Genomic DNA, 23770 nt, shown 5'->3' on the forward strand with positions numbered 1-23770 from the left:
CCCCATTCTCCTTACCGGCCTCGCCGTCTGCGCTACTTGCGGCGGCGCGATGACGCTGCGCACCGGGACCTCGAAGAGCGGCAAAGTGCATCGCTATTACAGCTGCTCCACCGCCGCCCGCGTCGGCAAGACCGGCTGCAAGGGGCGCTCGATCCCGATGGACCGGCTCGACGGGCTGGTCACGACCCATCTCGCCGACCGGCTGTTCGGCCCGAATCGGCTGGCCGGCATATTGACGTCCATGGCCCAGAAGCGCGCCGCTGTCGACGACGAGGTCCGGAATCGGGCGGACTTCCTCCAATCAGAAGTTGCTCGGGCCGAGGACAAGCTGAAGCGCCTCTACGAAATGGTCGAGGATGGCGTCACCGACATGGACGATCTTCTTCGCGATCGTCTCGCCGCGCTCAGATTGGAGCGTGAGCGCGCGAAAGCCGCGTTGGAGCGGATCAAAGCCCAGGCCGCGCCGTCAATCGCGCTTGAACCAGACCAGCTCGAGCGATTCGGCACATTCGTGCGCGAGAAGATCACCGTGGGAGAGACGTCGTTCCGCAGAGCTTATCTGCGGGCGGTCGTCGAAGCCGTCGAGGTCGACGACCACGTCATCCGCATTCACGGCTCGAAAACCAGCCTCGAACAGGCCGTCGTCGCCGGAGAACAAATCGGCAAGGGTGTTCGCGGTTTTATACGCAAATGGCGCGCCCGAAGGGATTCGAACCCCTGACCTCTGCCTTCGGAGGGCAGCGCTCTATCCAGCTGAGCTACGGGCGCGTGAGGGCTTTTTATCTTCACTATCGCAAGAGCGCGAGGCCTGCAATCGCTCGAGGAGTCACTTTCGGGCATTTTATCCGTTTTAAGCGGGTTTACAGGTCGATATCCTCATCGAATATATCGAGCGGCAAAAGACGGCGGAAGCGGACCGCGAAACCGTCTTCGGTCTGGCGAATGACCTCCGCCTGCGTCCTTTTGCCGATCGTCACCTTCTCGCCGGGCGGAACCTGAACCGCGGTCCTCAGCGACGCGCCGCTGCGCGACAGATCGACGATCTCGCAGGGCAGAGTCACCTGCGCCACGGTGAAGGTCGTGAAACGCTGCTTGGGCCGCAGCCGCTCATGCGCGCGGCATCGCGTGGCATCCGGCGCGAAATGTCGCGTCAGCCAGGCGAATTGCATCGCCACATGGGCCCGCGGCTGATCCGCCACTTCGAGATCCACGGTGAAGCCGCCTTCGAAGAGGCGAATCACCGCGCCGTCGAAACGGCCCCAACGGTCGAGATCGAGCGCGATACGATCGCCGACCGTGGGCCGGAAATCGCTGCGCAAAGCCACGATCTCCGCCGACATGTCGATGGTGCGGCAGGCATAGCGGCGATGGTCCGGCGGCAACGAAAAGCGGCCGTCGAACCGCGGCTCGGCGATCGTCTCGGCGGCGAGTTGCGCCGCCCCGATCTTGGGGCGCAAATCTGGTCGTCTCAAGGCCGTCGCTCCACATGCGCGGGCGCTCGCCAGTCGCGCATGGACCGGAGCGCTGACGAGTTGCGGCCGCTCTACGACCGACAAAGGTTTAGAAAACTCAATTGCTTCAGTCAGTTTCAGCCAGAAGGCGGCGCGACGCCCTGCGCATTAGATTAAGCACTATAGCGGCTATACGTAAATCGGGCTTGAATCGAAGCTGCGCAATTGGCGGCGTCGCCCTCCGTGACGCCGGCGCGAGCTTGCGATAGAAGGCGGTCATGCGCGCGCTTCTCATCATCTTTCTCGGGGCCGGATTGGGCGGAGTTCTGCGACATTCCGTCAATATCGGCTGTCAGCGCTGGCTCGGCGCGCAATTGCCCTGGGGCGTTTTTCTCATAAACGTCACCGGCTCTTTCGCCATGGGGCTGGCCGCCGGCTATTTCGCTTTCAAGGCGGGGGCGGGCTGGACGCAACAGATGCGGCTCTTCGTGACCACGGGCGTGCTCGGCGGCTATACGACGTTCTCGGCCTTTTCCTTGGACGCAGTCACTCTGATCGAGCGGGGCGAGACGCTCGGCGCCGTGGCCTATATCGGCGGCTCGGTCGGCCTGTCGATCATGGCGTTGTTTCTTGGACTCTATCTGATGAGGGCGCTAACATGAGCGCGGCCGTGGCGCAGGCGCCGCAATCGCAATCGACCCCGGTGCAGACGCTGATCGTCGAGGAGGACGAGGCCGGGCTGCGCCTCGACCGCTGGTTCAAGCGGCGCTTTCCGGCGCTGGCTCTGTCCCATCTCGCCAAAATCTGTCGCAAGGGCGAGGTGCGCGTCGACGGCAAGCGCGTCGACACATCCACTCGGCTCGAGCAAAATCAGAAGATTCGCGTGCCGCCGCTCAAGCTGGAGACGGTCGCGGCGCCGGCGGTGATGCGGGCGCGGCCCGAGGACGCCCGCGCGCTCGCCGAGATGACATTGTTCGAGGACGCGCATCTCCTCGTCCTGAACAAGCCCTATGGCCTCGCCGTGCAGGGCGGCTCGGGCATGAAGCGGCATATAGACGGAATGCTCGAATCGCTCGCGGTGGGCGACAAGCGGCCGGTGCTGGTGCATCGGCTCGATCGCGACACCTCCGGCGTGCTGCTGATCGCCAAGAACAGGCGCACCGCCGCCGATCTCGGGGAAATCTTCCGCTCGCGGCAGGCGCACAAAATCTATTGGGCGCTGGTGGAGGGCGTGCCGAAGCCGGCGCAGGGGCGGGTCTCGCTCTATCTCGCCAAGGGCGCGGATATGGTCGATGAGCGCTCCCGCCGCAGCGGCGAGCGGCGCGCCGCAGAGCCTGCCGACGCCCGGGAGAAGATGCGCGTCGCCCGTCACGGGGACGAGGGGGCGCAGCATTCGCTGACCTATTACGCCATCGTCGACAAGGCGGCGCCACGCTGCGCCTGGCTGTCGATGAAGCCCTTGACCGGCCGTACGCATCAGCTCCGCGCCCATGCGGAGGCGATCGGCTGCCCGATTTTCGGCGATCCCAAATATGGCCACAGGCCGGAGGACGAGGTGCGCCGCCGCGATCCGATGCGCGCCATGCCCGCAGAGCTCGAGCCAAAGCTGCATCTTTTGGCGCGGCGGCTGATTCTGCCGCATCCCAAGGGCGGGACGCTCGACGTCACCGCGCCGCTGTCGCCGCATATGAAGGCGAGCTGGGAATTCTTCGGCTTCGATGTTGGGCAGGACGATCCCATATTGTCCGCGCCGGACGCGTGAGCCCCGATACGCCCGAGGAGAGCGCAATGTCGAAGGAAAGCGAAAATCTCGCCGACGGCCTGTTCGTGCCCGATGAGGAGCGCAATCCGCTGCGCAACGCGGTGCAGAGGAGCGCCCGCCCGGAGCTTCCGAAGCGCTTCTATCAGTCGGCCGGCGTCGGCGAGGCAGAAGGCGGCTATGCCGTGCTGCTGGATGGGAGGACGGTCAAGACGCCGGCTCGCCGCATTTTGACCACCCCGTCCTCGCCTTTGACATCGGCGCTCGCCGAGGAATGGGGAGCGCAGGGCGAAAGACTCAATCCGACTTACATGCCTTTGACACGGCTCATCAATTCGGCGATCGACGGGGTCGCCGACCGGCTCGAGGAGGTCGCCGCCGACGTCGCCAAATATGCGGGCTCCGACCTCGTGAGCTATCGCGCCGAGGAGCCGGCGGGCCTCGCCGCGGCGCAGGCGGCCGCCTGGGACCCGCTGCTCGCCTTCGCCAGGGAGCGGCTCGGCGCCGAGCTCACCGTGACCTCAGGCGTCATGTTCGTCGCTCAGGCGCCGGAGGCGACGGCGGCGGTGGCGGAGGCTGTGCGCGCCTATGCGGGGCGGGGGGCGGAGGCGCCTTTCCGCCTCGCGGCGCTGCACGCCATGACGACGCTCACCGGCTCCTGCCTCATCGCGCTCGCCGTCGCGCTGGGCGAGATGGACGCGGAGGCGGCCTGGGCGGCCGCCCATGTCGACGAGGACCATCAGATCAAGGCCTGGGGCGCCGACGACGAGGCCATGGAAAGGCGGGCGCGGCGATTCGCGGAGATGAAGGCCGCCGCCCGGATCATCGAATTCTTCAGCGGCGCCGCCTGATCGACAGGCGCCGACGGGCATTTTTCCGCCGGGGGCGGGCGGGCGTAAGGTCCGCGCGCCCAATCCCTTCGGTAAAGACGCGCTCGGCTCTTGCTTTGACCTATACGCTGGGTTACGGAACGCGCGGTCAGACGGCGCCCGGGGCTCCCGCCCCGCGTCACATCGCCGCCCCAGCCGCAAACGTCGGACATCGCCATGCCGAGCCTGCTCGAACAATATTTGCCGCTCGTGATCTTCATCGCCCTCGCGGCGATCATCGCCGGCGCTCTGCTCGTTCTCCCCTTCCTGGTCGCCTTCAAGGCGCCGGATCCGGAGAAGCTCTCCGCCTATGAGTGCGGCTTCAATCCTTTCGGCGACGCGCGCATGAAATTCGACGTGCGCTTCTATCTCGTCGCTCTGCTCTTCATCGTCTTCGACCTCGAGGTCGCTTTTCTCTTTCCCTGGGCGGTGGCCTTCAAGGAGGCGGGCAGCTTCGGTTTCTGGTCGATGATGTTCTTCCTCGGCGTGCTGACCGTCGGCTTCGTCTATGAATGGCGCAAGGGAGCGCTCGAATGGGATTGATCACTCGCCAGAGCCCGACGCTCGTCGCGCCCTCCGCCAAGGGTCTCGTCGATCCGCGCACCGGCAAGCCGGTGGGCGCGGACGATCCCTTCTATCTCGGCCTCAATGACGAGCTCGCCGACAAGGGCTTTCTCGTCACCGCGACCGATGATCTCATCAATTGGGCGCGCACCGGCTCGCTGATGTGGATGACCTTCGGTCTGGCCTGCTGCGCGGTCGAGATGATCCAGGCGGCCATGCCGCGCTATGATCTCGAGCGCTTCGGCTTCGCACCGCGCGCCAGCCCGCGCCAGTCGGACGTCATCATCATCGCCGGCACGCTCACCAATAAAATGGCCCCGGCGCTGCGCAAGGTCTACGACCAGATGCCGGAGCCGCGTTACGTCATCTCCATGGGCTCCTGCGCCAATGGCGGCGGCTATTACCACTATTCCTATTCGGTGGTGCGCGGCTGCGATCGAATCATACCGGTCGACATCTATGTCCCCGGCTGTCCGCCTTCGGCCGAGGCGCTCGTCTATGGCGTTCTGCTTCTGCAAAAGAAGATACGCCGCAGCGGCACGATCGAGCGGTGAGATTTCGCGCCTCCTCGGGAGCGCGCGCAAAAACGAAGAGTGCGATGCGAGCCGACGCGCCCTGCGCGGTTGGTTTCTCATGACGCGAGGGTGAGAAATGAGCGCGGAACTCGAAAAGCTCGGCGAGAAGGTCGCCGCGGCCCTGCCGGGCGTGGTGAAGGGCCTCAAGATCGCCTATGGCGAGCTCACCGTGGAAGTGGAGCGCTCGCGCTGGCTCGACGCCGCGCGCGTGCTGCGCGACGATCCCGAGCTTCTCTTCGTCAGCTTCACCGATATCACCGCAGCCGATTATCCGGAGAGAGACCTGCGTTTCGACGTGGTGCTGCACCTCCTCTCGCCCAAGCATAATCAGCGCATCCGCGTGAAGACGCAGACCGACGAGGAGACGCCCGTCGCCTCGTTGACCAGCCTCTATCCGGGCGCCGACTGGTTCGAGCGCGAGACCTATGATCTCTTTGGCGTGCTGTTCGACGGCCATCCGGATCTTCGCCGCATCATGACCGACTACGGCTTCGACGGTCATCCGCTGCGCAAGGATTTCCCGATGTCCGGCTATGTCGAGGTGCGCTACGACGACGAGCGCAAGCGGGTCGTCTATGAGCCCCTGAATCTCACCCAGGAATATCGGAAGTTCGATTTCCTCTCGCCTTGGGAGGGCGTTCAATACGATCTCCCCGGTGACGAGAAGGCGAGCAAGTGAGAGCGAGTAGCGAATAGGGAGTAGCGAATAGAGGGCGAGAGTCGATCATGGACGGGCCGCGATTTCAATCGTATCGAGATCTCAAGGTCTGGCAGGAAGCGATGAACCTCGCAGTCGATTGCTACGAACTCACAGGTAGGTTTCCGAGGGAAGAAATGTACGGGATGACCTCGCAAATTCGTCGTGCGGCTGCGTCGGTGGCCGCGAATATCGCGGAAGGCCATGGCCGCGAGACAACGGGGTCGTTCGTCCAATTCTTGAGAAACGCCCAGGGATCGCTCAAAGAGCTGGAAACGCACTTGATGCTCGCCGACAGAGTCGGGCTTGCGTCCGCGAGCGCCGTGACGCCTTTATTGGCGCGCGGCGACGAGATAGGCCGAATGCTGCGTGCGCTGACCCGCTCGCTTCAACGAAAGACAGGGGTGGCGACGACATGACCCACTACTCGCTACTCGCTATTCGCTATTCGCACTCCCCGCTGGGACTGTCACGATGAACGACCAGAGCCTCCGCAACTTCAACCTCAACTTCGGCCCGCAGCATCCGGCGGCGCATGGCGTGCTGCGTCTGATTCTCGAGCTCGACGGCGAGGTGGTCGAGCGCTGCGATCCGCATGTCGGTTTTCTGCATCGAGGCACAGAGAAGCTGATGGAGGCGCGCACCTATCTGCAGAACGTGCCTTATTTCGATCGGCTCGACTATTGCTCGCCGATGAATCAGGAGCACGCTTTCTGTCTCGGCATAGAGCAACTGCTCGAAGTCGAGGTTCCGCGCCGCGGTCAGCTCATTCGCGTGCTCTATGCGGAGATCGGCCGTCTTCTCTCGCACCTGCTCAACGTCACCGCGCAGGCCATGGACGTCGGCGCGCTGACGCCGCCGCTCTGGGGCTATGAGGAGCGCGAGAAGCTCATGGTCTTCTACGAGCGGGCGTGCGGCGCGCGGATGCACGCCAATTATTTCCGTCCCGGCGGCGTCGCCCGCGATCTGCCGGATCGGCTCGTCGAGGATATAGGCGCGTTCTGCGATCCGTTCCTGAAGGTTCTCGACGATCTCGACGAGCTGTTCATCGGCAACCGCATCTTCAAGCAGCGCAACGCCGACATCGGCGTGATCTCGCTCGAGGACGCCTGGAAATTCGGCTTCTCCGGCGTGATGGTGCGCGGCTCCGGCGCGCCCTGGGATCTGCGCAAGGCGCGTCCCTATGATTGCTACGAGGAGATGGAGTTCGACATTCCCGTCGGCAAGAATGGCGACTGCTACGACCGCGCGGTGATCCGCATGGAAGAGATGCGCCAGTCGACCTACATCATGAAGCAATGCGTCGAGAAGCTGCTGAAGGCCGAGAATCGCGGCCCGGTGGCGACCGTGAACAATAAGATCTGCTCGCCGCCCCGCGCCGAGATGAAGCGCTCGATGGAGGCGCTGATCCACCACTTCAAGCTCTATACGGAAGGCTTCAAAGTGCCGGCCGGCGAGGTTTACGCCGCTGTCGAGGCGCCCAAGGGCGAGTTCGGCGTCTATCTCGTCTCCGACGGCGGTGACAAGCCCTATCGCTGCAAGATCCGCGCGCCGGGCTTCGCGCATCTGCAAGCCATGGATTTTCTCTGCAAGGACCATTTGCTCGCCGACGTCTCGGCGATCCTTGGTTCGCTCGATATCGTCTTCGGGGAGGTCGATCGCTGATGTCCATACGTCGTCTCGCCGAAGAGCAGCCCGCGAGCTTCGAGTTCACGCCCGAGAACAAGGCGTGGCTCGAGGCGCAGATCGCCAAATATCCGGACGGCCGTCAGGCTTCCATGGTCGTGCCGGCCCTGTGGCAGGCGCAGAAGCAGAACGACTATTGGTTGCCGCAGAAGGCGATCGAGAAAGTCGCGGACACGCTCGGCATGCCGTATATTCGCGTGCTCGAGATCGCGACCTTCTACACGATGTTCAATCTCGAGCCGGTGGGCAAATTCTATGTCCAGCTCTGCGGCACCACTCCTTGCATGCTGCGCGGCTCCGACGAGCTGATCGCCGTGCTCGAGCGCCGGGTCGGTCCGCAGCGTCATGTGACGGCGGACGGGCTGTTCTCCTGGCTCGAGGTCGAGTGCCTCGGTGCGTGTTGCAATGCGCCCATGGTGCAGATCAACGACGACTATTACGAAGATTTGACGGCTGAGAATTTCGAGAAGCTGCTCGACGATCTCGCCGCCGGCCGGCCGGTGAAGATCGGCTCGCAGACGGGCCGCGTCTCCTCGGAGCCGGCGGGCGCGCTGACGAGCCTGACATCCTTCTACGGCGACGGCGCCAAAGCGCAGGCGGAGTGAACGACCCATGCTCGCCGACAAGGACCGCATTTTCACCAATCTCTACGGCATAGGCGACAAGAGCCTCGCCGGAGCGCGCTCGCGCGGCGCATGGGACAACACCAAGGCGCTGCTGGCGCTCGGCCGCGACAAGATCATTCAGGAAATGAAGGATTCGGGGCTGCGCGGGCGCGGCGGCGCCGGCTTCTCCACCGGCCTCAAATGGTCCTTCATGCCCAAGACGCCCGATCCGGCGCGTCCCTCCTATCTCGTCATCAACGCCGACGAGTCGGAGCCGGGCACCTGCAAGGATCGCGAGATCATGCGCAATGATCCGCAGACGCTGATCGAGGGCGCGCTGATCGCCTCCTTCGCCATGGGCGCGCACGCCTCCTACATCTATGTGCGCGGCGAGTTCATCGCCGAGCGCATCGCGCTGCAGAAGGCGATCGACGAGGCCTATGAGGCGCGGCTCATCGGCAAAGACAATATTCACGGCTATCCCTTCGACCTCTACGTCCATCACGGCGCCGGCGCCTATATCTGCGGCGAGGAGACGGCGCTGATCGAGAGCCTCGAAGGCAAGAAGGGAATGCCGCGCTTGAAGCCGCCGTTCCCGGCCAATGTCGGCCTCTATGGCTGCCCGACGACGGTCAATAATGTCGAATCCATCGCCGTCACGCCGACGATTCTGCGTCGCGGCGCGAGCTGGTTCGCCGGCATCGGCAAGCCCAACAACACGGGCACCAAGCTCTTCTCCATCTCCGGCCATGTGAACAAGCCGTGCAATGTGGAAGAGGCCATGTCTATTCCCTTCCGCGAGCTGATCGACCGCCATTGCGGCGGCGTGCGCGGCGGCTCGGACAATCTTCTCGCCGTCATTCCCGGCGGCTCCTCGGTGCGGCTCGTGCCGGCGGATCAGATCATCGACTGTCCGATGGATTTCGACAGCCTCGTCAAGCTCGGCTCGGGCCTCGGCACGGCGGCGGTCATCGTCATGGACAAGTCGACCGACATCATTCGCGCCATCGCCCGCATCTCCTATTTCTACAAGCATGAGAGCTGCGGCCAATGCACGCCCTGCCGCGAAGGCACGGGCTGGATGTGGCGTGTCGTCACCCGCATGGCGGAAGGCCGCGCCCATAAGCGCGAGATCGACATGCTGTTCGACGTGTCGAAGCAGATCGAGGGACACACGATCTGCGCGCTCGGCGATGCGGCGGCCTGGCCGATCCAGGGTCTCATCAATCATTTCCGTGGCGAGATCGAGAAGCGCATCGATCGTTATGCGGCCAATCCGCATCCCGATCCGGTGCGCGTGGCGGCGGAGTAGGGACGGATGGCCGAGCCGGAGAATCTCGTCTTGGAGCTGCTTCGCGAAATGCGCGCCGATATTCGGGGCGTGCGAGACGAGCAAAAGGAAGATATTCGCGGCTTGCGCAGTGTCGTCGACAGCATTCTGCTTCGGTTGGACTATTTCGAGGAGCGAGTCGAAATGCTGCGCGAGTCGACGATGACGGCTCTCGGCTTCGCGGTCGATGCGAGCGAGCGGAAGAAGAAAATCGAAACGCAGATCGCCGAATTGCGCGAGCGCGTCGAGAGGTTGGAGAAGGCCAAGTGACCAGAATTCTCGTCGATGGCGTCGAGGTCGATGTTCCGGCCGAATATACGCTGCTGCAGGCCTGCGAGGAGGCCGGCGCCGAGGTGCCGCGCTTCTGCTTCCACGAGCGTCTGTCGATCGCCGGCAATTGCCGCATGTGTCTCGTCGAGGTGAAGGGCGGTCCGCCCAAGCCGCAGGCCTCCTGCGCCATCGCGGTTAAGGATCTGCGTCCCGGTCCCGACGGCGCGCCGCCGGAAGTCTTCACCAAGACTCCGATGGTGAAGAAGGCGCGCGAAGGCGTGATGGAGTTCCTGCTCGTCAATCATCCGCTCGACTGTCCGATCTGCGATCAGGGCGGCGAATGCGACTTGCAGGATCAGGCGCTCGCCTTCGGCGGCGACAGCTCCCGCTACGCCGAGAACAAGCGCGCGGTCGAGGACAAATATATCGGCCCGCTCGTCAAGACGGCGATGACCCGCTGCATCCATTGCACCCGCTGCGTGCGTTTCACGGCGGAGATCGCCGGCACCAGCGACATGGGCGCGATCGGCCGCGGCGAGGATATGGAGATCACCACTTATCTGCAGACGGCGATGACGTCTGAGCTGCAGGGCAATGTGACCGATCTCTGTCCCGTCGGCGCGCTTCTGCCCAAGCCGCAGAATTTCCGCGCCCGCCCGTGGGAGTATCAGAAGACCGAGACGATCGACGTGCAGGATGCGCTGGGCTCGGCGATCCGCGTCGACGCGCGCGGCCGCGAGGTGATCCGCATTCTGCCGCGCCTCAACGAGGCGGTGAATGAGGAGTGGATCTCCGACAAGACCCGACAGGTCGTCGACGGATTGAAGGCGCAGCGCCTCGACCGTCCTTATATTCGCGAGAATGGACGTCTGCGTCCCGCGACTTGGCAGGAGGCGCTCGCAACTGTGGCCGCCAAGACCAAGGCGACGACGGCCGAGAAGATCGGCGCGCTCGTCGGCGATCTCGCCGCGCTCGAGGAAATCTTCGCGCTGAAGCTCCTCGTCGAGGGGCTGGGCAGCGCCAATCTCGACGCGCGCCAGGACGGGACCAAGCTCGATCCGCGCTTCGGCCGCGCCTCCTATCTCTTCAACGCCACCATCGCCGGCGTCGACGAGGCGGATTCGCTGCTGATCATCGGCTCCAATCCGCGCAAGGAAGCGCCCGTGCTCAATGCGCGCATCCGCAAGCGCTGGCTGAAGGGCGGTTTCCCCATCTCGGTGATCGGCGAAGAGGCCGATCTGACCTATGATTATGATTATCTCGGCGCTGGCCCGGACGCTCTGGCGCGCTTCATCGAAAGCGCGCCGACGGCCTCCGCCAAGCGCATCGTGCTGATCGGTCAGGGCGCGCTGACGCGTCCCGACGGCCGCGCCATTCTGGCGCTCGCCGCTCAGGCCGCCAGGAAACACGGCGGTCTGTCGGAGGGCTGGAACGGCTTCAGCGTTCTGCACACCGCGGCTGCGCGCGTCGGCGCGCTCGATCTCGGCTTCACGCCGGGGCAGGGCGGCCTCGATGCGGCGGACATAGCGAAGGCCGGCGCGCTCGATCTCGTCTTCAATCTCGGCGCCGATGAGATCGCCATCGAGCCGGGCGCTTTCGTCGTCTATATCGGCACGCATGGCGACAAGGGCGCGCATCGCGCCGACGTCATTCTCCCGGGCGCGGCCTATACGGAGAAGTTCGGCCTCTATGTGAACACGGAAGGCCGTGTGCAGGAGGCGCTGCGCGCGACCTTCCCGCCGGGCGACGCCCGCGAGGATTGGGCGATCCTGCGCGCGCTCTCGGGCGCTCTCGGCGCGCCGCTGCCCTTCGACTCGCAAAAGCAGCTGCGCGCCAAGCTCGGCGAGGCGCATCCGCATCTCCTGCGGCTCGATCAGATCGGCTCCGCCTCGGCGGCCGATCTCGAGGCGGTGGCGCTGCAGCCGGCGACCGCGTGGAAGGACGATTTCGCGCCTGCGATCACGGACTTCTATCTCACCAATCCGATCGCGCGCGCCTCGGCCACAATGGCGGAATGTTCGGCGCTGGCGCTGGATCGACTGAAGCAAGCGGCGGAATAGGAGCAAGGACGTGATCGACGGCTGGCTGCTGAACCTTCTCCTGATCATCGTGAAGAGCGTCGTTCTGACGGTCGTTCTGCTGGTCTATCTCGCCTATGCGATCTACATCGACCGCAAGGTCTGGGCCGCCGTGCAGCTGCGCCGCGGACCTAATGTCGTCGGACCCTGGGGCTTGCTCCAGAGCTTCGCCGACATGCTCAAATTCGTGCTCAAGGAGCCGGTGATCCCGGACACGGCCAATAAGGGCGTGTTCCTGCTCGCGCCTTTCGTCACGGCCATGCTCGCCGTCGCCGCCTGGGCGGTCATCCCGGTCAATGACGGCTGGGCGGTCGCCGATCTCAATGTCGGCATTCTCTATATTTTCGCCATCTCCTCGCTCGGCGTCTATGGCATCATCATGGGCGGCTGGGCGTCGAACTCCAAATATCCGTTCCTGTCGGCGCTGCGCTCGGCCGCGCAAATGGTGTCTTACGAAGTCTCGATCGGCTTCGTCATCATCACCGTTCTGCTCTGCGCCGGCTCGCTCAATCTCACCGAGATCGTGCGCGCGCAGGATTCGCAATATGGCGTTCTCGGCTGGTATTGGCTGCGCCTGCTGCCGATGTTCGTCATCTTCTTCATCTCGGCGCTGGCCGAGACGAACCGCCCGCCCTTCGACCTGGTGGAAGCCGAGTCGGAGCTGGTCGCCGGCTTCATGATCGAATATTCGGCGACGCCCTACATGCTGTTCATGCTCGGCGAATATGTGGCGATCCTGACCATGTGCGCCTTGCTGACGATCCTCTTCTTCGGCGGCTGGCTGCCGCCGGTGAATATCGCGCCTTTCACCCTTGTCCCGGGCGTGATCTGGTTCGTCCTCAAGGTCACATTCTTCTTCTTCTTCTTCGCCATGGTGAAGGCCTTCGTGCCGCGCTATCGCTACGACCAGCTCATGCGGCTCGGCTGGAAGGTGTTCCTGCCCATCTCGCTCGTCATGGTCATCGTCGTCGCCGGCATTCTCCAATTCGCCGGCTCGGCGGGCGCGAACTAAGGGAGTGACGTCATGAAGCTCGATTCTGCGGCCAAGTCGCTCTTCCTCACCGAGTTCATCGCCGCCTTCTTTTTGTCGATGCGCTACTTCTTCAAGCCGAAGGCGACGCTCAACTATCCGCATGAGAAGAACCCGATCTCGCCGCGCTTTCGCGGCGAGCATGCGCTGCGCCGCTATCCCAATGGCGAGGAGCGTTGCATCGCCTGCAAGCTCTGCGAGGCGATCTGCCCGGCGCAGGCCATCACCATCGAGGCCGGTCCGCGCCGCAATGACGGCACCCGCCGCACGACGCGCTACGACATCGACATGGTGAAATGCATCTATTGCGGCTTCTGTCAGGAGGCCTGCCCGGTGGACGCCATCGTCGAGGGGCCGAACCAGGAGTTCGCCGTCGAGACGCGCGAGGAGCTCTACTACAATAAGGAGCGTCTGCTAGAGAATGGCGCCCGCTGGGAGCGCGAGATCGCGCGCAACATCGCGCTCGACGCCCCTTATCGCTGAGAAGCAACGAGAGCCGGACGCAACGAGACGCTCGAGAGAGGACGACAAAGTGGCTGTGGCATTCTTCTATCTTTTCTCGGCGGTGCTGATCGCATCGGCTTTCGCGGTGATCGTCTCGCGCAATCCGGTTCATTCAGTGCTCTTTCTCATCCTCGCCTTCGTCAATGGCGCGGGGCTTTTCCTGCTCGCCGGGGCCGAATTCCTCGCCATGATCCTCGTCGTCGTCTATGTCGGCGCGGTCGCTGTGCTGTTCCTCTTCGTGGTGATGATGCTGGACGTCGATTTCGCCGAGCTGCGCCAGGGCTTCAGCAAGCATTTGCCGGTCGGCGCGGCCGTCGGAGCCGTGGTGCTCGGCGAGCTCGGCCTCGTCGCGCTCGGCTGGCAGAGCGCGCCCGGCGCGAAAGAGGCCGCCGCGGCGCCGATCGTCGCCGGCGTGTCCAACACGGCGGCGCTCGGTCAGGTGCTCTACACCAAATATTTCCTCTTCTTCCAGGCTTCGGCGTTGGTGCTGCTCACCGCCATGATCGGCGCGATCGTGCTGACGCTGCATCATCGTCCCGGCGTCAAGCGGCAGAAGATCGAGGAGCAGAACGCGCGCACGCGCGACAATGTCATCGAGATCAAGAAAGTGCCCTCGCGGGCGGGCGTCTGAGGGGATCGCAGCAATGGTCGTCGACCTCACCCATTATCTCGTCGTCTCGGCGATCGTGTTCACGCTCGGCGTCGCCGGCATCATCCTCAACCGCAAGAACATCATCATCATCTTGATGTCGGTCGAGCTGATCCTGCTGGCGGTGAACATCAACCTCGTGGCCTTCTCGGCCTCGCTCGGCGATCTGACCGGCCAGGTCTTCGCTCTGTTCATCCTCACGGTGGCGGCGGCGGAGGCGGCCATCGGCCTCGCCATTCTCGTCACCTATTTCCGCAACCGCGGCACGATCGCGGTCGAGGACATCAACTCTCTGAAGGGCTGAGCGCCGATGATCCAAGCAATCGTCTTTCTGCCGCTCATCGGCTTTCTCATCGCGGGCCTGTTCGGGCGGCGCATCGGCGCGCGCGCGTCCGAGCTCGTGACGACGACGCTGCTGTTCATCGCGGCCGGCTTCTCCTGGATCGTGTTCTTCGATGTGGCGCTCGGCCACGGCCACGCCAGCGCGCCAGTGCTCGCCAATTGGTTCACCTCGGGCAAGCTCAGCGTCGATTGGGCCTTGCGCGTCGACTCGCTGACCGCCGTGATGCTCGTCGTCGTGAACACCGTCTCGGCGCTCGTGCATTTCTATTCGATCGGCTATATGCACGAGGATCCGAGTCGTCCGCGCTTCTTCGCCTATCTGTCGCTCTTCACCTTCGCCATGCTCTCGCTGGTGACGGCCGATAATCTCGTGCAGATGTTCTTCGGCTGGGAAGGCGTCGGCCTCGCCTCCTACCTCCTCATCGGCTTCTGGTATCAGAAGCCTTCGGCTAACGCCGCGGCCATCAAGGCCTTCGTCGTCAACCGAGTCGGCGATTTCGGCTTCGCGCTCGGCATATTCCTGGTCTTCCAGCTCACGCAATCCCTGAGCTTCGAGCAGGTCTTCGCCGCCGTTCCCGGCATAGCCGGCCATAAGATTCATGTGTTCGGCGCCGATTTCGACGCGTTGACGCTCGCGACCTTCCTGCTCTTCATCGGCGCGATGGGCAAATCCGCGCAATTCCTGCTGCACACTTGGCTGCCGGACGCGATGGAAGGCCCGACCCCGGTCTCCGCGCTCATCCATGCCGCCACGATGGTGACGGCTGGCGTGTTCATGGTCGCGCGCCTGTCGCCGATCTTCGAATATGCGCCGGACACGCTCGCTTTCGTCACGCTGATCGGCGCCATTACCGCCTTCTTCGCGGCGACGATCGGCCTCGTGCAGAACGACATCAAGCGCGTCATCGCCTATTCGACCTGCTCGCAGCTCGGCTACATGTTCGTGGCGGAAGGCGTCGGCGCCTATTCGCTCGGCGTGTTCCATCTCTTCACCCACGCCTTCTTCAAGGCGCTGCTGTTCCTGGGCGCCGGCTCGGTCATCCATGCGATGCATCACGAGCAGGACATGCGGAACATGGGCGGGCTGTGGAACAAGATTCCCTTCACCTTCGCCATGATGACGATCGGCACTCTGGCGCTGACCGGAGTCGGCATTCCGGGGACGGAGCTTGGCTTCGCCGGTTTCTTCTCCAAGGACGCCATCATCGAGGCGGCCTTCGCCGCCGGCGAGCATCGCAGCGTCGCCTATCTGGCCTTCGTCTCTACGGTGGTGGCGGCGGGCCTCACCTCCTTCTATTCCTGGCGTCTCGTCTTCCTGACCTTCTTCGGCAAGGCGAAGGAGTCTCATGCGGACGCTCACGCCGCGCATGGCCACGACGATCACGCGCATGCGGACGCTCACGGTCATGACGATCACGGCCACGGCCATCATGCGCCGCACGAGTCGCCGATCGTCATGCTGATCCCGCTCGCTGTTCTGGCGGTGGGCGCGGTGGCGGCGGGCGCCGTGTTCATCGGCGACTTCGCCGGCCATGGCTATGACGAGTTCTGGAAGGGCGCGCTCTATACCGGCCACGACAATCACATTCTCCACGCCATGCATGAGATCCCGCATTGGGTGTCCTATGCCGCGACGGTGATGATGATCCTCGGCTTCCTCGGCGCTCTCTTCGTCTATCAGCTGGCGCCGGGCACAGCGCAGAAGATCGCGCAGGCCTTTCCGCGGCTGTATCGTTTCCTGCTCAACAAATGGTATTTCGACGAGCTCTATGACGCGATCTTCGTGCGTCCCGCCTTCGCGCTCGGTCGGCTACTGTGGAAGGGCGGCGACGGACGCATCATCGACGGGCTCGGCCCCGACGGCATTGCGGCGCGCGTCGTCGACGGCGCTCGGCTCGCGGTGAAGCTGCAGACCGGCTATGTCTATCACTACGCCTTCGCCATGCTGATCGGCGTCGCGGCGGTCGTCACCTGGTTCGTCGCAGGAGGTCTGCGCTGATGTTCGGCTTCGGCATTCTCACCGGCCTCACTTTTCTGCCGCTGGTCGGCGCGGCCTTCATCCTCACGCTGAAGGGCGAGAGCGAGGCGACGCTTCGCAACGCCAAATGGGCGGCGCTGCTGACGACGATCGTCGTCTTCCTGCTTTCGCTCGTCGTCTGGGGGCGTTTCGACACGGCGAGCGCCGCTTTCCAGCTCGTCGAGGAGAGGGCCTGGTTCGGCGCCGGCCTCACCTATAAAATGGGCGTAGACGGCTTCTCCATTCCCTTCGTTCTGCTGACGACCTTCCTGACGCCCTTCGCCATTCTGGCTTCCTGGGAATCGGTGAAGTTTCGCTTGAAGGAATATCTCGTCGCCTTCCTCGTCCTCGAGACGCTGATGATCGGCGTGTTCTGCGCGCTCGATCTCGTGCTCTTCTATCTCTTCTTCGAGGGCGGCCTCATTCCGATGTTCCTCATCATCGGCATTTGGGGCGGCAAGCGGCGCGTCTATGCGAGCTTCAAATTCTTCCTCTACACGCTCGCCGGCTCACTGCTGATGCTCGTCGCCATTCTGGCGATCTATGGCAAGACGGGGACAACGGACATCGTCACTCTGCTCGAGACGAAATTCCCGCCGTCGATGCAGATCTGGCTGTGGCTCGCCTTCTTCGCCTCCTTCGCGGTGAAGATGCCCATGTGGCCGGTCCATACCTGGCTGCCGGACGCCCACGTCGAGGCGCCGACCGCGGGCTCGGTGATCCTCGCCGCCATTCTTCTGAAAATGGGCGGCTATGGCTTCATCCGCTTCTCTCTGCCCATGTTCCCGGACGCGTCGGCCTATTTCGCGCCGCTCGTCTATGCGCTGTCGGTGATCGCGGTCATCTACACCTCGCTGGTCGCGCTGGTGCAGGAGGACATCAAGAAGCTGATCGCCTATTCGTCGATCGCGCATATGGGCTTCGTCACAATGGGCCTGTTCACGCTGACGACGCAGGGCGTGCAGGGCGCCATGTTCCTGATGATCTCGCATGGCTTCGTCTCCGGCGCGCTCTTCCTCTGCGTCGGCGTTATCTACGACCGCATGCATACGCGCGAGATCGCGGCCTATGGCGGCCTCGTCAACCGAATGCCGCTCTACGCCGTCACCTTCATGATTTTCACCATGGCGAATGTCGGCTTGCCGGGCACCTCCGGCTTCGTCGGCGAGTTTCTGACGCTCGCCGGGGCCTTCGTCGCCAATAGCTGGGTGGCGCTGTTCGCGACTTCGGGCGTCGTCCTGTCGGCGGCTTACGCGCTGTATCTCTACCGTCGCGTGGTCTTCGGCGCGCTTGAGAAGCCGTCGCTGCAGACGATCAGCGATCTCTCGGCGCGAGAGCTCGTCCTATTCGTGCCTCTCATCGCGCTGACCCTCTATTACGGCGTGCGGCCGCAGCCGATCATCGACGCCTCGGCGGCCGCCGTCGCCAATCTCCTGCAATCTCACACGGCCCTGGCCAATGCGGCGAAAATCGTCGCCCAGGCCGCTCAATGATCGGTCGCTGACGATGTCGTTCTCAACCGCCCTTGCGCATCACTTCCTGCCGGAAACCATCCTCGCCCTCGGCGTATTGGCGCTGATTCTCATCGGCGCCTGGCGCGGGACGCGCGCCTTCGGCCTCGTCAACGAACTCGCGGCGGGGCTGCTCGGCCTCGCCATTCTGGCGCTGTTCTTCGGCCAGACGTCGGAAGCCTCGCTCTTCGAGGGCGCCTTCGTCGACGACGCTTTCGCGCGCTTCGTCAAAGTGCTGACGCTGGTCGGCTCGCTCGTCACCGTACTGATGTCGCGGGACTATCTGCAGCGCGCCAAGCTCGGCAATTTCGAGTTTCCGGTGCTGGTTGTGCTGTCGACGATCGGCATGCTGCTGCTCGTCTCGGCGGATAATCTCATCGCGCTCTATCTCGGCATAGAGCTGATGTCGCTCGCGCTCTACGTCGCCGCCGCCTTCGATCGCGACGACGCCCGCGCCTCGGAAGCCGGCCTCAAATATTTCGTGCTCGGCGCGCTTTCCTCGGGAATGCTGCTCTATGGCGCCTCACTGCTCTACGGCTTCTCGGGGACGATCTCCTTCGACGGCATCGCCAAGGCGATCACCGGCGCGCCGCCGCTCGGCGTGATTTTCGGCCTCGTCTTCGTGCTGGCCGGCCTCGCCTTCAAAATGTCGGCCGCGCCCTTCCATATGTGGACGCCGGACGTCTATGAGGGCGCGCCGACGCCGGTCACCGCCTTTTTCGCCTCCGCTCCGAAAATGGCCGCCGTCGCCATCACGGCGCGTATCGTCGTCACCGCCTTCCCCGGCATTGTCGCGCAATGGCAGCAGATCATCATCTTCCTCGCCATCGCCTCCATGCTGCTCGGCTCTTTCGCGGCGATCGGCCAGACCAGCATCAAGCGCCTCATGGCCTATTCCTCGATCGGCCATATGGGCTTCGCCCTGGTCGGTCTCGCGGCGGGCAATGAGGCGGGCGTGCGCGGCGTCGCCATCTATCTCGCCATTTATCTGGTGATGACGCTCGGCGCCTTCGCCGCCATTCTGCAGATGCGCGTCGAGGGGCGCCCGGTCGAGAAGATCAGCGATCTCTCGGGCCTCTCCCGCAATAATGGGACGGCGGCCTTCTTCCTCGCCATGCTGATGTTCTCGCTCGCGGGCGTGCCGCCGCTCGCCGGCTTCTTCGCGAAATATTACGTGCTGCTGGCGGCGGTGGACGCCGGGCTCTATCCGCTCGCCATCATCGGCGTGCTGGCGAGCGCGATTTCCGCCTTCTATTACCTGCGCGTCGTCAAGGTGATCTATTTCGACGAGCCGGCGCCGGCCTTCGACCATTCGCCCCTGTCGCTGCGCGCGGTGCTCGCGGTTTCAACCTTGTTCCTGCTCGGCTTCTGGGTCTATCCGGCCCCCGTGGTGGAGGCGGCGACGGCCGCCGCCAAGTCGTTGTTCTGAGCCCGATGGAGGGCGCGAGGCTCGGCGACCACGCGCTCTCGCGCGGGGTTCGTCTCGAGATTTACGACGAGATCGACTCGACCAACGACGAAGCCAAGCGTCGCGCCGAGGCGGGCGACGCCGGTCCCTTGTGGATCGTCGCCGCGCGCCAGACCAAGGGCCGCGGCCGCCTCGGCCGCAGCTGGAGCTCACTGACCGGAAATCTCCATGCGAGCCTACTCATCTCCGGCTTTGGGCCGGCGGCGCTCGCGCCGCAGCTCGGCTTTGCGGCTGGCCTCGCGACGATCGGCGCATTGATCGAGGCGACCGGCGCGGTCGATCGACTCGCGTTGAAATGGCCGAATGATGTGCTGCTGGACGGCGAGAAGCTGGCGGGCGTTCTTCTCGAGGGCGTTCAGCCAGCGGGGCAGGGCGCGCCCTTTGGCTGCGTCATCGGCATAGGGGTCAATTGCGTCGCCTCGCCCGCCGATCTGCCCTATCCGGCGAGCGATTTGTCGCGATTGGGCGGTCCTTCGGCCGGCGCGCTGTTTGCTTTGCTCTCCGACAAAATGGAGGAGACGCTGGCCCTCTGGGCGGGCGGCTCCGGCTTCGCGGCGCTTCGCGAGCGCTGGCTCGGCCATGCGGCGGGATTGGGCGGGGAGATCGAGGCGCGTCTTCCACGCGAGACGGTGTCGGGCCTTTTCGAGACCATAGACGCCGACGGGCGCCTCATTATTTCGACCCGCAGCGGCCGTCGCGCCATAGAAGCGGGAGACATCTTCTTGCCGGCCCTCGCGGCGGCCCGGCCCGAGCCGGAGCGTGGCCGATGAACGAGGAAGTGAGCGAATTCGTCTTTGCGCCTTTGGGCGGTCTCGGCGAGATCGGCATGAACGCCGCTCTCTATGGTTTCGGCCCGCCCAAGACGCGCAAATGGCTGATGGTCGATTGCGGCCTCGCCTTTCCCGGGCCGGAACTGCCGGGCGTCGATCTCTTGATGCCGGACGTCACTTTCGTGGAAAAGATCCGCCGCGATCTGGTCGGGCTGGTGATCACCCACGCCCATGAGGACCACATCGGGGCGCTCTCCTTCCTCTGGCCTAAGCTCGGCTGCACGGTCTATGCTACTCGTTTCGCCGCGAGCCTTTTGGAGGCGCGGCGTCTGCAGGAGGCGGGCTCGCCCAATATAGAGGTCGTCACTGTGGCGACGGGCCAGCGCCTCGACATTGGTCCTTTCGATGTCGAATTCGTCGCCGTGGCGCATTCCATTCCGGAAGCCAATGCGCTGGCGATCCGCACGCCGGTCGGGCTCGCCATTCACACCGGCGACTGGAAGATCGACCCGGAGCCGGGCGTCGGCCACCGCATCGACGCGGCGCGATTCCGGGCGCTCGGCGATGAAGGCGTCGACGCGCTCATCTGCGATTCGACCAATATTCTGCGCGAGGGCGACAGCTTCTCCGAGAGCGATGTGGCGCAGACGCTGCGCAGGCTCATCGGCGACGCCAAGGAGCGCGTGCTGGTGACGACCTTCGCCTCCAATGTCGCGCGCATCCGCGCCGTGGCGGAGGCGGCGCAGGCGGCCGGGCGCAGCGTCGTCGTCGCCGGCCGCGCCATGGAGCGCGTCATCCAAGTCTCGCGCGAATGCGGCTTTCTCGACGGCCTGCCGCCGTTTCTCTCGCTCGACATGTTCACGGCCCTGCCGCGCGACAAGATCGTGGTGCTGGCGACGGGCAGTCAGGGCGAGCCGCGTGCGGCTATGGCGCGCGTCGCCGAGAAGGAGCATCCGGTCATCAAGCTCGTGTCCGGCGATACGGTCATCTTCTCCTCGCGCGCCATTCCGGGCAACACGCGCGAGGTGCATCGCGTCGTCAACAAGCTCTGCGATCAGGGCGTCGAGGTCATCACCGATCACGACCATCTCGTCCATTGCTCCGGCCATCCGCGCCGCGGCGAGGTCGCGCAGCTCTATGATTGGGTGCGGCCGCGCATATCGGTGCCGGCGCATGGCGAGGGGCATCATCTCTCCGTCCATGCGGCTTTCGCCAAGGCGCGCGGGGTGGAGCGCACCATCGGCGCCCGCAATGGCGACATTGTGCGGCTGTTTCCGGGGGAGCCCGGCGTGGTCGGCAAGGCGCCGACCGGGCGCCTGCTCAAGGACGGCGACGTGCTCGTCTCGGAGGATGACGGCGCCGTGCGCGAGCGCGCGCGTCTGAGCTTCTCCGGCGTGGTGTCGCTGGCGCTCGCCATCGACAAGCGCGGCGATCTCGTCGGCGATCCCGACGTTCTTATCTCCGGCCTGCCGAAGAAGGGGCGCGACGGCGCGGACATGGGGGAGGTGGTGGACGACGCCATCTTCCGCACCTTCGATAATCTGCCGCGGCAGAAGCGGCGGGATTTCGACGCCGCCGCGACGGCGGTGGAGCGCGCCGTGCGAGCCAGCGTCAATGCGGTGTGGGGCAAGAAACCGCAAGTGCATGTATTGATCATCGAGGCGTGATGACGCATTTAGGTCTCTGGAGAAATTTCAGGGAAACGCCATGATCGGACGCTTGAATCATGTGGCCATCGCCGTCTCGGACCTCGCGGCGGCGACGGCGACATATAAAAATACGCTCGGCGCAAAGGTCTCCGAGCCGGAGTCTCTTCCCGAGCACGGCGTCACGGTCGTCTTCGTCGAGCTGCCCAACACCAAGATCGAGCTGCTGCAGCCGCTCGGCGAAGCCTCGCCGATCGCCGGCTTCGTCTCCAAAAATCCGGCCGGCGGCATTCATCATCTCTGCTATGAGGTGGATGATATTCTGACGGCGCGCGACCAGCTGAAAGCCTCCGGCGCGCGCGTGCTGGGCGATGGCGAGCCGAAGATCGGCGCGCATGGCAAGCCGGTGCTCTTCCTGCATCCGAAAGACTTCAACGGGGCGCTGGTCGAGCTCGAGCAGGCCTGAGCTCGAGTAGCCGGAGCAGGGCCGAGGGCGCAAGGCCGAGGAGCGCGGATTTTGCCATTCACGACGCCGCTCGCGATCGCCATCTATCTCACCATCTGGTGGATCGTGCTGTTTGCGATTCTGCCTTTCGGCGTCCGTTCCTCGGAGGAGGAGGGCGATACGCCGTCAGGAAGCGACCCCGGCGCGCCGGTGGCGCCGAAGCTCTGGATGAAGGCAGTGGCGACGACGATCGTCTCTACGGTCTTGTTCGTGCTTTTCGTGCTTTATGTGAAATGGATGGGATGATGCGGCGATCGCCTCCGCGGGAACGATCCGGTCAAGTCGGGGTTGACCGGTCGGTCGCCAGCGGTTAGGGGTCGCTCGCCGGAGTTCTGATGAGTCTCGCGCGGCGAGGCGCGGAAATTGGGCGTGGTTCGAGCGAGCGCGTAGCTCAGTCGGTAGAGCATCTGACTTTTAATCAGAGGGTCATGGGTTCGAGTCCCATCGCGCTCACCACACTATCAACGACTTAGAGATATGCCCCGCTCTGGGGCGAGAGGTCCGAGGCAAGAGCCCTCGCCCAATGGCGGCCTCGTCGCTGGAAAAAGCGCTTTTGATCCATAGCCGGCGCCCAGCGGGCCGCTTCCAATGAGGTTGGCCTGGCGAGATTGCGCGCCGTGGCGGGAGGTGCTAGAACAAAAAAAGAACAACGCGCGAATTGTGGACAAGGCGGCGGAACGCCTTCGCAGCCGTGCGTTTCGGACTAAGGTGCCGCGAGCATCATCCAGGCGGAGAAGGGTCATGGCGGGCAGCGTCAACAAGGTCATATTGGTCGGCAATCTCGGCCGCGATCCCGAGGCGCGGACCTTTCCGTCCGGCGACCGCGTCGTCTCCTTTTCGCTCGCGACGACCGAGTCGTGGCGCGACAAGAACACGGGCGAGCGCAAGGACCGCACCGAATGGCACAATGTCCAGATTTTCAACGAGCCGCTGGGAAAGATCGCCGAGCAATATTGCCGCAAGGGCGCGAAAATCTATCTCGAGGGTCAGCTCCAGACCCGCGAATACACGGATAAGGACGGCAATCAGCGGCGAGTGACCGAGGTCGTCGTTCCGCGCTTCCGCGGCGAGCTGACGCTGCTCGACAGCAAGGGCGGCGGCCGCGGCGAGGGCGATTATGAAGGCGGCGGCTCCTATCAGTCGAGCGGCGGCGGCGGCTCCAGCTTCGGCCGCTCCTCGCCGATGGAGCGCCCGCCCGCCGAGCGCTCTCCGGCGCCGGCTGGCGGCGGACGTTTGTCGGAGCAGCTCGACGACGATATTCCGTTCTGAGTCCGGAGGGAGATCGCGAGCCCTCGATGAAGGGCGGAGTCTGGTCCCTCTCCCGCGAAGCAGGGCAGGGCTCCGAATCCGGGTTAACGGGCTGAAGCGCCCAAGGCTGTGGCGAGATAATCGTCTCTCCATCCGGCGATTTTTCTGCGGAGCTTGATGCTCGTGCGCCTGGGCT

Annotated in this window: 26 protein-coding genes and 2 tRNA genes; 26 read left to right on the forward strand and 2 right to left on the reverse strand. The window is 64.4% G+C overall.

The features are described 5' to 3' along the window. Window positions 1–721 (forward strand): zinc ribbon domain-containing protein (locus FMZ75_RS18280; RefSeq protein ID WP_207783510.1); only part of this gene is annotated, 721 nt, incomplete at its 5' end. Here the strand turns inward: FMZ75_RS18280 and FMZ75_RS18285 are convergent. Both FMZ75_RS18285 and FMZ75_RS18290 read right to left on the reverse strand, forming a co-directional pair. Next, a tRNA-Arg gene (locus FMZ75_RS18285) sits at window positions 692–768 on the reverse strand. The two genes, FMZ75_RS18280 and FMZ75_RS18285, sit on opposite strands and share 30 nt — an antisense overlap. A 92-nt stretch (window positions 769–860) precedes the next feature. Further along, window positions 861–1472, reverse strand: a complete 612-nt coding sequence (locus tag FMZ75_RS18290) for a PilZ domain-containing protein (protein WP_246659948.1) — start codon at window positions 1470–1472, stop codon at window positions 861–863. A 257-nt stretch (window positions 1473–1729) separates the two neighbouring features. On the opposite strand from FMZ75_RS18290, the gene crcB reads away from it, so the two are divergent. From crcB to ssb, 25 genes are all read left to right on the forward strand, one after another. Beyond that, entirely contained in the window at window positions 1730–2113 is a 384-nt protein-coding gene (crcB, locus tag FMZ75_RS18295) for a fluoride efflux transporter CrcB (protein ID WP_166145010.1), read from the forward strand. Next, on the forward strand, window positions 2110–3213 hold the full coding sequence (locus FMZ75_RS18300) for an RluA family pseudouridine synthase (protein WP_166145013.1): 1104 nt from the start codon (window positions 2110–2112) through the stop codon (window positions 3211–3213). Before crcB ends, FMZ75_RS18300 begins: the two co-directional genes overlap by 4 nt. 26 nt (window positions 3214–3239) lie before the next feature. Continuing rightward, the gene (locus tag FMZ75_RS18305) at window positions 3240–4061 is read left to right on the forward strand and encodes an ATP12 family chaperone protein (RefSeq protein ID WP_166145016.1); all 822 of its coding nucleotides are present in this window, start codon (window positions 3240–3242) and stop codon (window positions 4059–4061) included. Window positions 4062–4256: 195 nt separating this feature from the next. Further along, complete coding sequence (locus FMZ75_RS18310) at window positions 4257–4622, forward strand: NADH-quinone oxidoreductase subunit A (protein WP_018265968.1); 366 nt, start codon at window positions 4257–4259, stop codon at window positions 4620–4622. Further along, the gene (locus FMZ75_RS18315) at window positions 4613–5197 is read left to right on the forward strand and encodes an NADH-quinone oxidoreductase subunit B family protein (RefSeq protein WP_018265967.1); all 585 of its coding nucleotides are present in this window, start codon (window positions 4613–4615) and stop codon (window positions 5195–5197) included. The genes FMZ75_RS18310 and FMZ75_RS18315 overlap by 10 nt, the downstream gene beginning before the upstream one ends. A gap of 97 nt (window positions 5198–5294) precedes the next feature. Continuing rightward, a complete protein-coding gene (locus FMZ75_RS18320) occupies window positions 5295–5897 on the forward strand; it encodes an NADH-quinone oxidoreductase subunit C (protein ID WP_166145019.1) in 603 nt (200 codons plus the stop codon). A gap of 47 nt (window positions 5898–5944) precedes the next feature. Further along, window positions 5945–6334 (forward strand): four helix bundle protein, encoded by a 390-nt coding sequence (locus tag FMZ75_RS18325; protein WP_142863915.1) that lies wholly within the window; start codon window positions 5945–5947, stop codon window positions 6332–6334. Window positions 6335–6389: 55 nt separating this feature from the next. Continuing rightward, window positions 6390–7580, forward strand: coding sequence for an NADH-quinone oxidoreductase subunit D (locus FMZ75_RS18330; RefSeq protein ID WP_108917236.1), 1191 nt, complete (start codon window positions 6390–6392; stop codon window positions 7578–7580). Beyond that, on the forward strand, window positions 7580–8206 hold the full coding sequence (nuoE, locus tag FMZ75_RS18335; protein ID WP_142863916.1) for an NADH-quinone oxidoreductase subunit NuoE: 627 nt from the start codon (window positions 7580–7582) through the stop codon (window positions 8204–8206). Before FMZ75_RS18330 ends, nuoE begins: the two co-directional genes overlap by 1 nt. A gap of 7 nt (window positions 8207–8213) precedes the next feature. Further along, a complete protein-coding gene (nuoF, locus tag FMZ75_RS18340; RefSeq protein WP_166145022.1) occupies window positions 8214–9518 on the forward strand; it encodes an NADH-quinone oxidoreductase subunit NuoF in 1305 nt (434 codons plus the stop codon). 6 nt (window positions 9519–9524) lie between these two features. Further along, entirely contained in the window at window positions 9525–9806 is a 282-nt protein-coding gene (locus FMZ75_RS18345; RefSeq protein ID WP_166145025.1) for a hypothetical protein, read from the forward strand. Continuing rightward, entirely contained in the window at window positions 9803–11866 is a 2064-nt protein-coding gene (gene nuoG / locus FMZ75_RS18350) for an NADH-quinone oxidoreductase subunit NuoG (protein WP_166145027.1), read from the forward strand. The genes FMZ75_RS18345 and nuoG overlap by 4 nt, the downstream gene beginning before the upstream one ends. A gap of 10 nt (window positions 11867–11876) precedes the next feature. Continuing rightward, window positions 11877–12896: an NADH-quinone oxidoreductase subunit NuoH gene (gene nuoH, locus FMZ75_RS18355; RefSeq protein WP_166145030.1), complete on the forward strand. Its 1020-nt coding sequence runs from the start codon at window positions 11877–11879 to the stop codon at window positions 12894–12896. A gap of 12 nt (window positions 12897–12908) precedes the next feature. Continuing rightward, entirely contained in the window at window positions 12909–13397 is a 489-nt protein-coding gene (nuoI, locus tag FMZ75_RS18360; protein WP_166145033.1) for an NADH-quinone oxidoreductase subunit NuoI, read from the forward strand. Window positions 13398–13446: 49 nt separating this feature from the next. Beyond that, window positions 13447–14049, forward strand: coding sequence for an NADH-quinone oxidoreductase subunit J (locus tag FMZ75_RS18365; protein ID WP_166145036.1), 603 nt, complete (start codon window positions 13447–13449; stop codon window positions 14047–14049). A gap of 13 nt (window positions 14050–14062) precedes the next feature. Next, window positions 14063–14371, forward strand: coding sequence for an NADH-quinone oxidoreductase subunit NuoK (nuoK, locus tag FMZ75_RS18370; protein ID WP_018265958.1), 309 nt, complete (start codon window positions 14063–14065; stop codon window positions 14369–14371). Between the two features lie 6 nt (window positions 14372–14377). Further along, window positions 14378–16408, forward strand: coding sequence for an NADH-quinone oxidoreductase subunit L (nuoL, locus tag FMZ75_RS18375; RefSeq protein ID WP_166145039.1), 2031 nt, complete (start codon window positions 14378–14380; stop codon window positions 16406–16408). Further along, window positions 16408–17919, forward strand: coding sequence for an NADH-quinone oxidoreductase subunit M (locus tag FMZ75_RS18380; protein WP_166145042.1), 1512 nt, complete (start codon window positions 16408–16410; stop codon window positions 17917–17919). Before nuoL ends, FMZ75_RS18380 begins: the two co-directional genes overlap by 1 nt. 13 nt (window positions 17920–17932) lie before the next feature. Beyond that, a complete protein-coding gene (gene nuoN / locus FMZ75_RS18385; protein ID WP_166145045.1) occupies window positions 17933–19366 on the forward strand; it encodes an NADH-quinone oxidoreductase subunit NuoN in 1434 nt (477 codons plus the stop codon). A 5-nt stretch (window positions 19367–19371) separates the two neighbouring features. Continuing rightward, the gene (locus tag FMZ75_RS18390; RefSeq protein WP_166145048.1) at window positions 19372–20175 is read left to right on the forward strand and encodes a biotin--[acetyl-CoA-carboxylase] ligase; all 804 of its coding nucleotides are present in this window, start codon (window positions 19372–19374) and stop codon (window positions 20173–20175) included. Beyond that, window positions 20172–21842: a ribonuclease J gene (locus FMZ75_RS18395; RefSeq protein WP_166145051.1), complete on the forward strand. Its 1671-nt coding sequence runs from the start codon at window positions 20172–20174 to the stop codon at window positions 21840–21842. Before FMZ75_RS18390 ends, FMZ75_RS18395 begins: the two co-directional genes overlap by 4 nt. 40 nt (window positions 21843–21882) lie before the next feature. Next, window positions 21883–22287: a methylmalonyl-CoA epimerase gene (gene mce, locus FMZ75_RS18400; protein WP_142863927.1), complete on the forward strand. Its 405-nt coding sequence runs from the start codon at window positions 21883–21885 to the stop codon at window positions 22285–22287. A gap of 51 nt (window positions 22288–22338) precedes the next feature. Next, complete coding sequence (locus FMZ75_RS18405; protein ID WP_142863928.1) at window positions 22339–22572, forward strand: DUF1467 family protein; 234 nt, start codon at window positions 22339–22341, stop codon at window positions 22570–22572. Between the two features lie 134 nt (window positions 22573–22706). After that, window positions 22707–22782, forward strand: a tRNA-Lys gene (locus FMZ75_RS18410). A gap of 285 nt (window positions 22783–23067) precedes the next feature. Next, on the forward strand, window positions 23068–23595 hold the full coding sequence (gene ssb / locus FMZ75_RS18415; protein ID WP_142863929.1) for a single-stranded DNA-binding protein: 528 nt from the start codon (window positions 23068–23070) through the stop codon (window positions 23593–23595). The last annotated feature ends 175 nt before the right edge of the window (window positions 23596–23770 follow it).

The organism is Methylosinus sp. RM1, assembly GCF_011378635.1.
In the GTDB taxonomy this organism is placed as follows: Bacteria; Pseudomonadota; Alphaproteobacteria; order Rhizobiales; family Beijerinckiaceae; genus Methylosinus; species Methylosinus sporium.

Bases quoted from the DNA above. Each gene is read 5' to 3' on its own strand.
- crcB (WP_166145010.1), top strand. From the start codon at position 1,730: ATGCGCGCGCTTCTCATCATCTTTCTCGGGGCCGGATTGGGCGGAGTT.
- FMZ75_RS18300 (WP_166145013.1), top strand. From the start codon at position 2,110: ATGAGCGCGGCCGTGGCGCAGGCGCCGCAATCGCAATCGACCCCGGTG.
- FMZ75_RS18305 (WP_166145016.1), top strand. From the start codon at position 3,240: ATGTCGAAGGAAAGCGAAAATCTCGCCGACGGCCTGTTCGTGCCCGAT.
- FMZ75_RS18310 (WP_018265968.1), top strand. From the start codon at position 4,257: ATGCCGAGCCTGCTCGAACAATATTTGCCGCTCGTGATCTTCATCGCC.
- FMZ75_RS18315 (WP_018265967.1), top strand. From the start codon at position 4,613: ATGGGATTGATCACTCGCCAGAGCCCGACGCTCGTCGCGCCCTCCGCC.
- FMZ75_RS18320 (WP_166145019.1), top strand. From the start codon at position 5,295: ATGAGCGCGGAACTCGAAAAGCTCGGCGAGAAGGTCGCCGCGGCCCTG.
- FMZ75_RS18325 (WP_142863915.1), top strand. From the start codon at position 5,945: ATGGACGGGCCGCGATTTCAATCGTATCGAGATCTCAAGGTCTGGCAG.
- FMZ75_RS18330 (WP_108917236.1), top strand. From the start codon at position 6,390: ATGAACGACCAGAGCCTCCGCAACTTCAACCTCAACTTCGGCCCGCAG.
- nuoE (WP_142863916.1), top strand. From the start codon at position 7,580: ATGTCCATACGTCGTCTCGCCGAAGAGCAGCCCGCGAGCTTCGAGTTC.
- nuoF (WP_166145022.1), top strand. From the start codon at position 8,214: ATGCTCGCCGACAAGGACCGCATTTTCACCAATCTCTACGGCATAGGC.
- FMZ75_RS18345 (WP_166145025.1), top strand. From the start codon at position 9,525: ATGGCCGAGCCGGAGAATCTCGTCTTGGAGCTGCTTCGCGAAATGCGC.
- nuoI (WP_166145033.1), top strand. From the start codon at position 12,909: ATGAAGCTCGATTCTGCGGCCAAGTCGCTCTTCCTCACCGAGTTCATC.
- nuoK (WP_018265958.1), top strand. From the start codon at position 14,063: ATGGTCGTCGACCTCACCCATTATCTCGTCGTCTCGGCGATCGTGTTC.
- nuoL (WP_166145039.1), top strand. From the start codon at position 14,378: ATGATCCAAGCAATCGTCTTTCTGCCGCTCATCGGCTTTCTCATCGCG.
- FMZ75_RS18380 (WP_166145042.1), top strand. From the start codon at position 16,408: ATGTTCGGCTTCGGCATTCTCACCGGCCTCACTTTTCTGCCGCTGGTC.
- nuoN (WP_166145045.1), top strand. From the start codon at position 17,933: ATGTCGTTCTCAACCGCCCTTGCGCATCACTTCCTGCCGGAAACCATC.
- FMZ75_RS18390 (WP_166145048.1), top strand. From the start codon at position 19,372: ATGGAGGGCGCGAGGCTCGGCGACCACGCGCTCTCGCGCGGGGTTCGT.
- FMZ75_RS18395 (WP_166145051.1), top strand. From the start codon at position 20,172: ATGAACGAGGAAGTGAGCGAATTCGTCTTTGCGCCTTTGGGCGGTCTC.
- mce (WP_142863927.1), top strand. From the start codon at position 21,883: ATGATCGGACGCTTGAATCATGTGGCCATCGCCGTCTCGGACCTCGCG.
- ssb (WP_142863929.1), top strand. From the start codon at position 23,068: ATGGCGGGCAGCGTCAACAAGGTCATATTGGTCGGCAATCTCGGCCGC.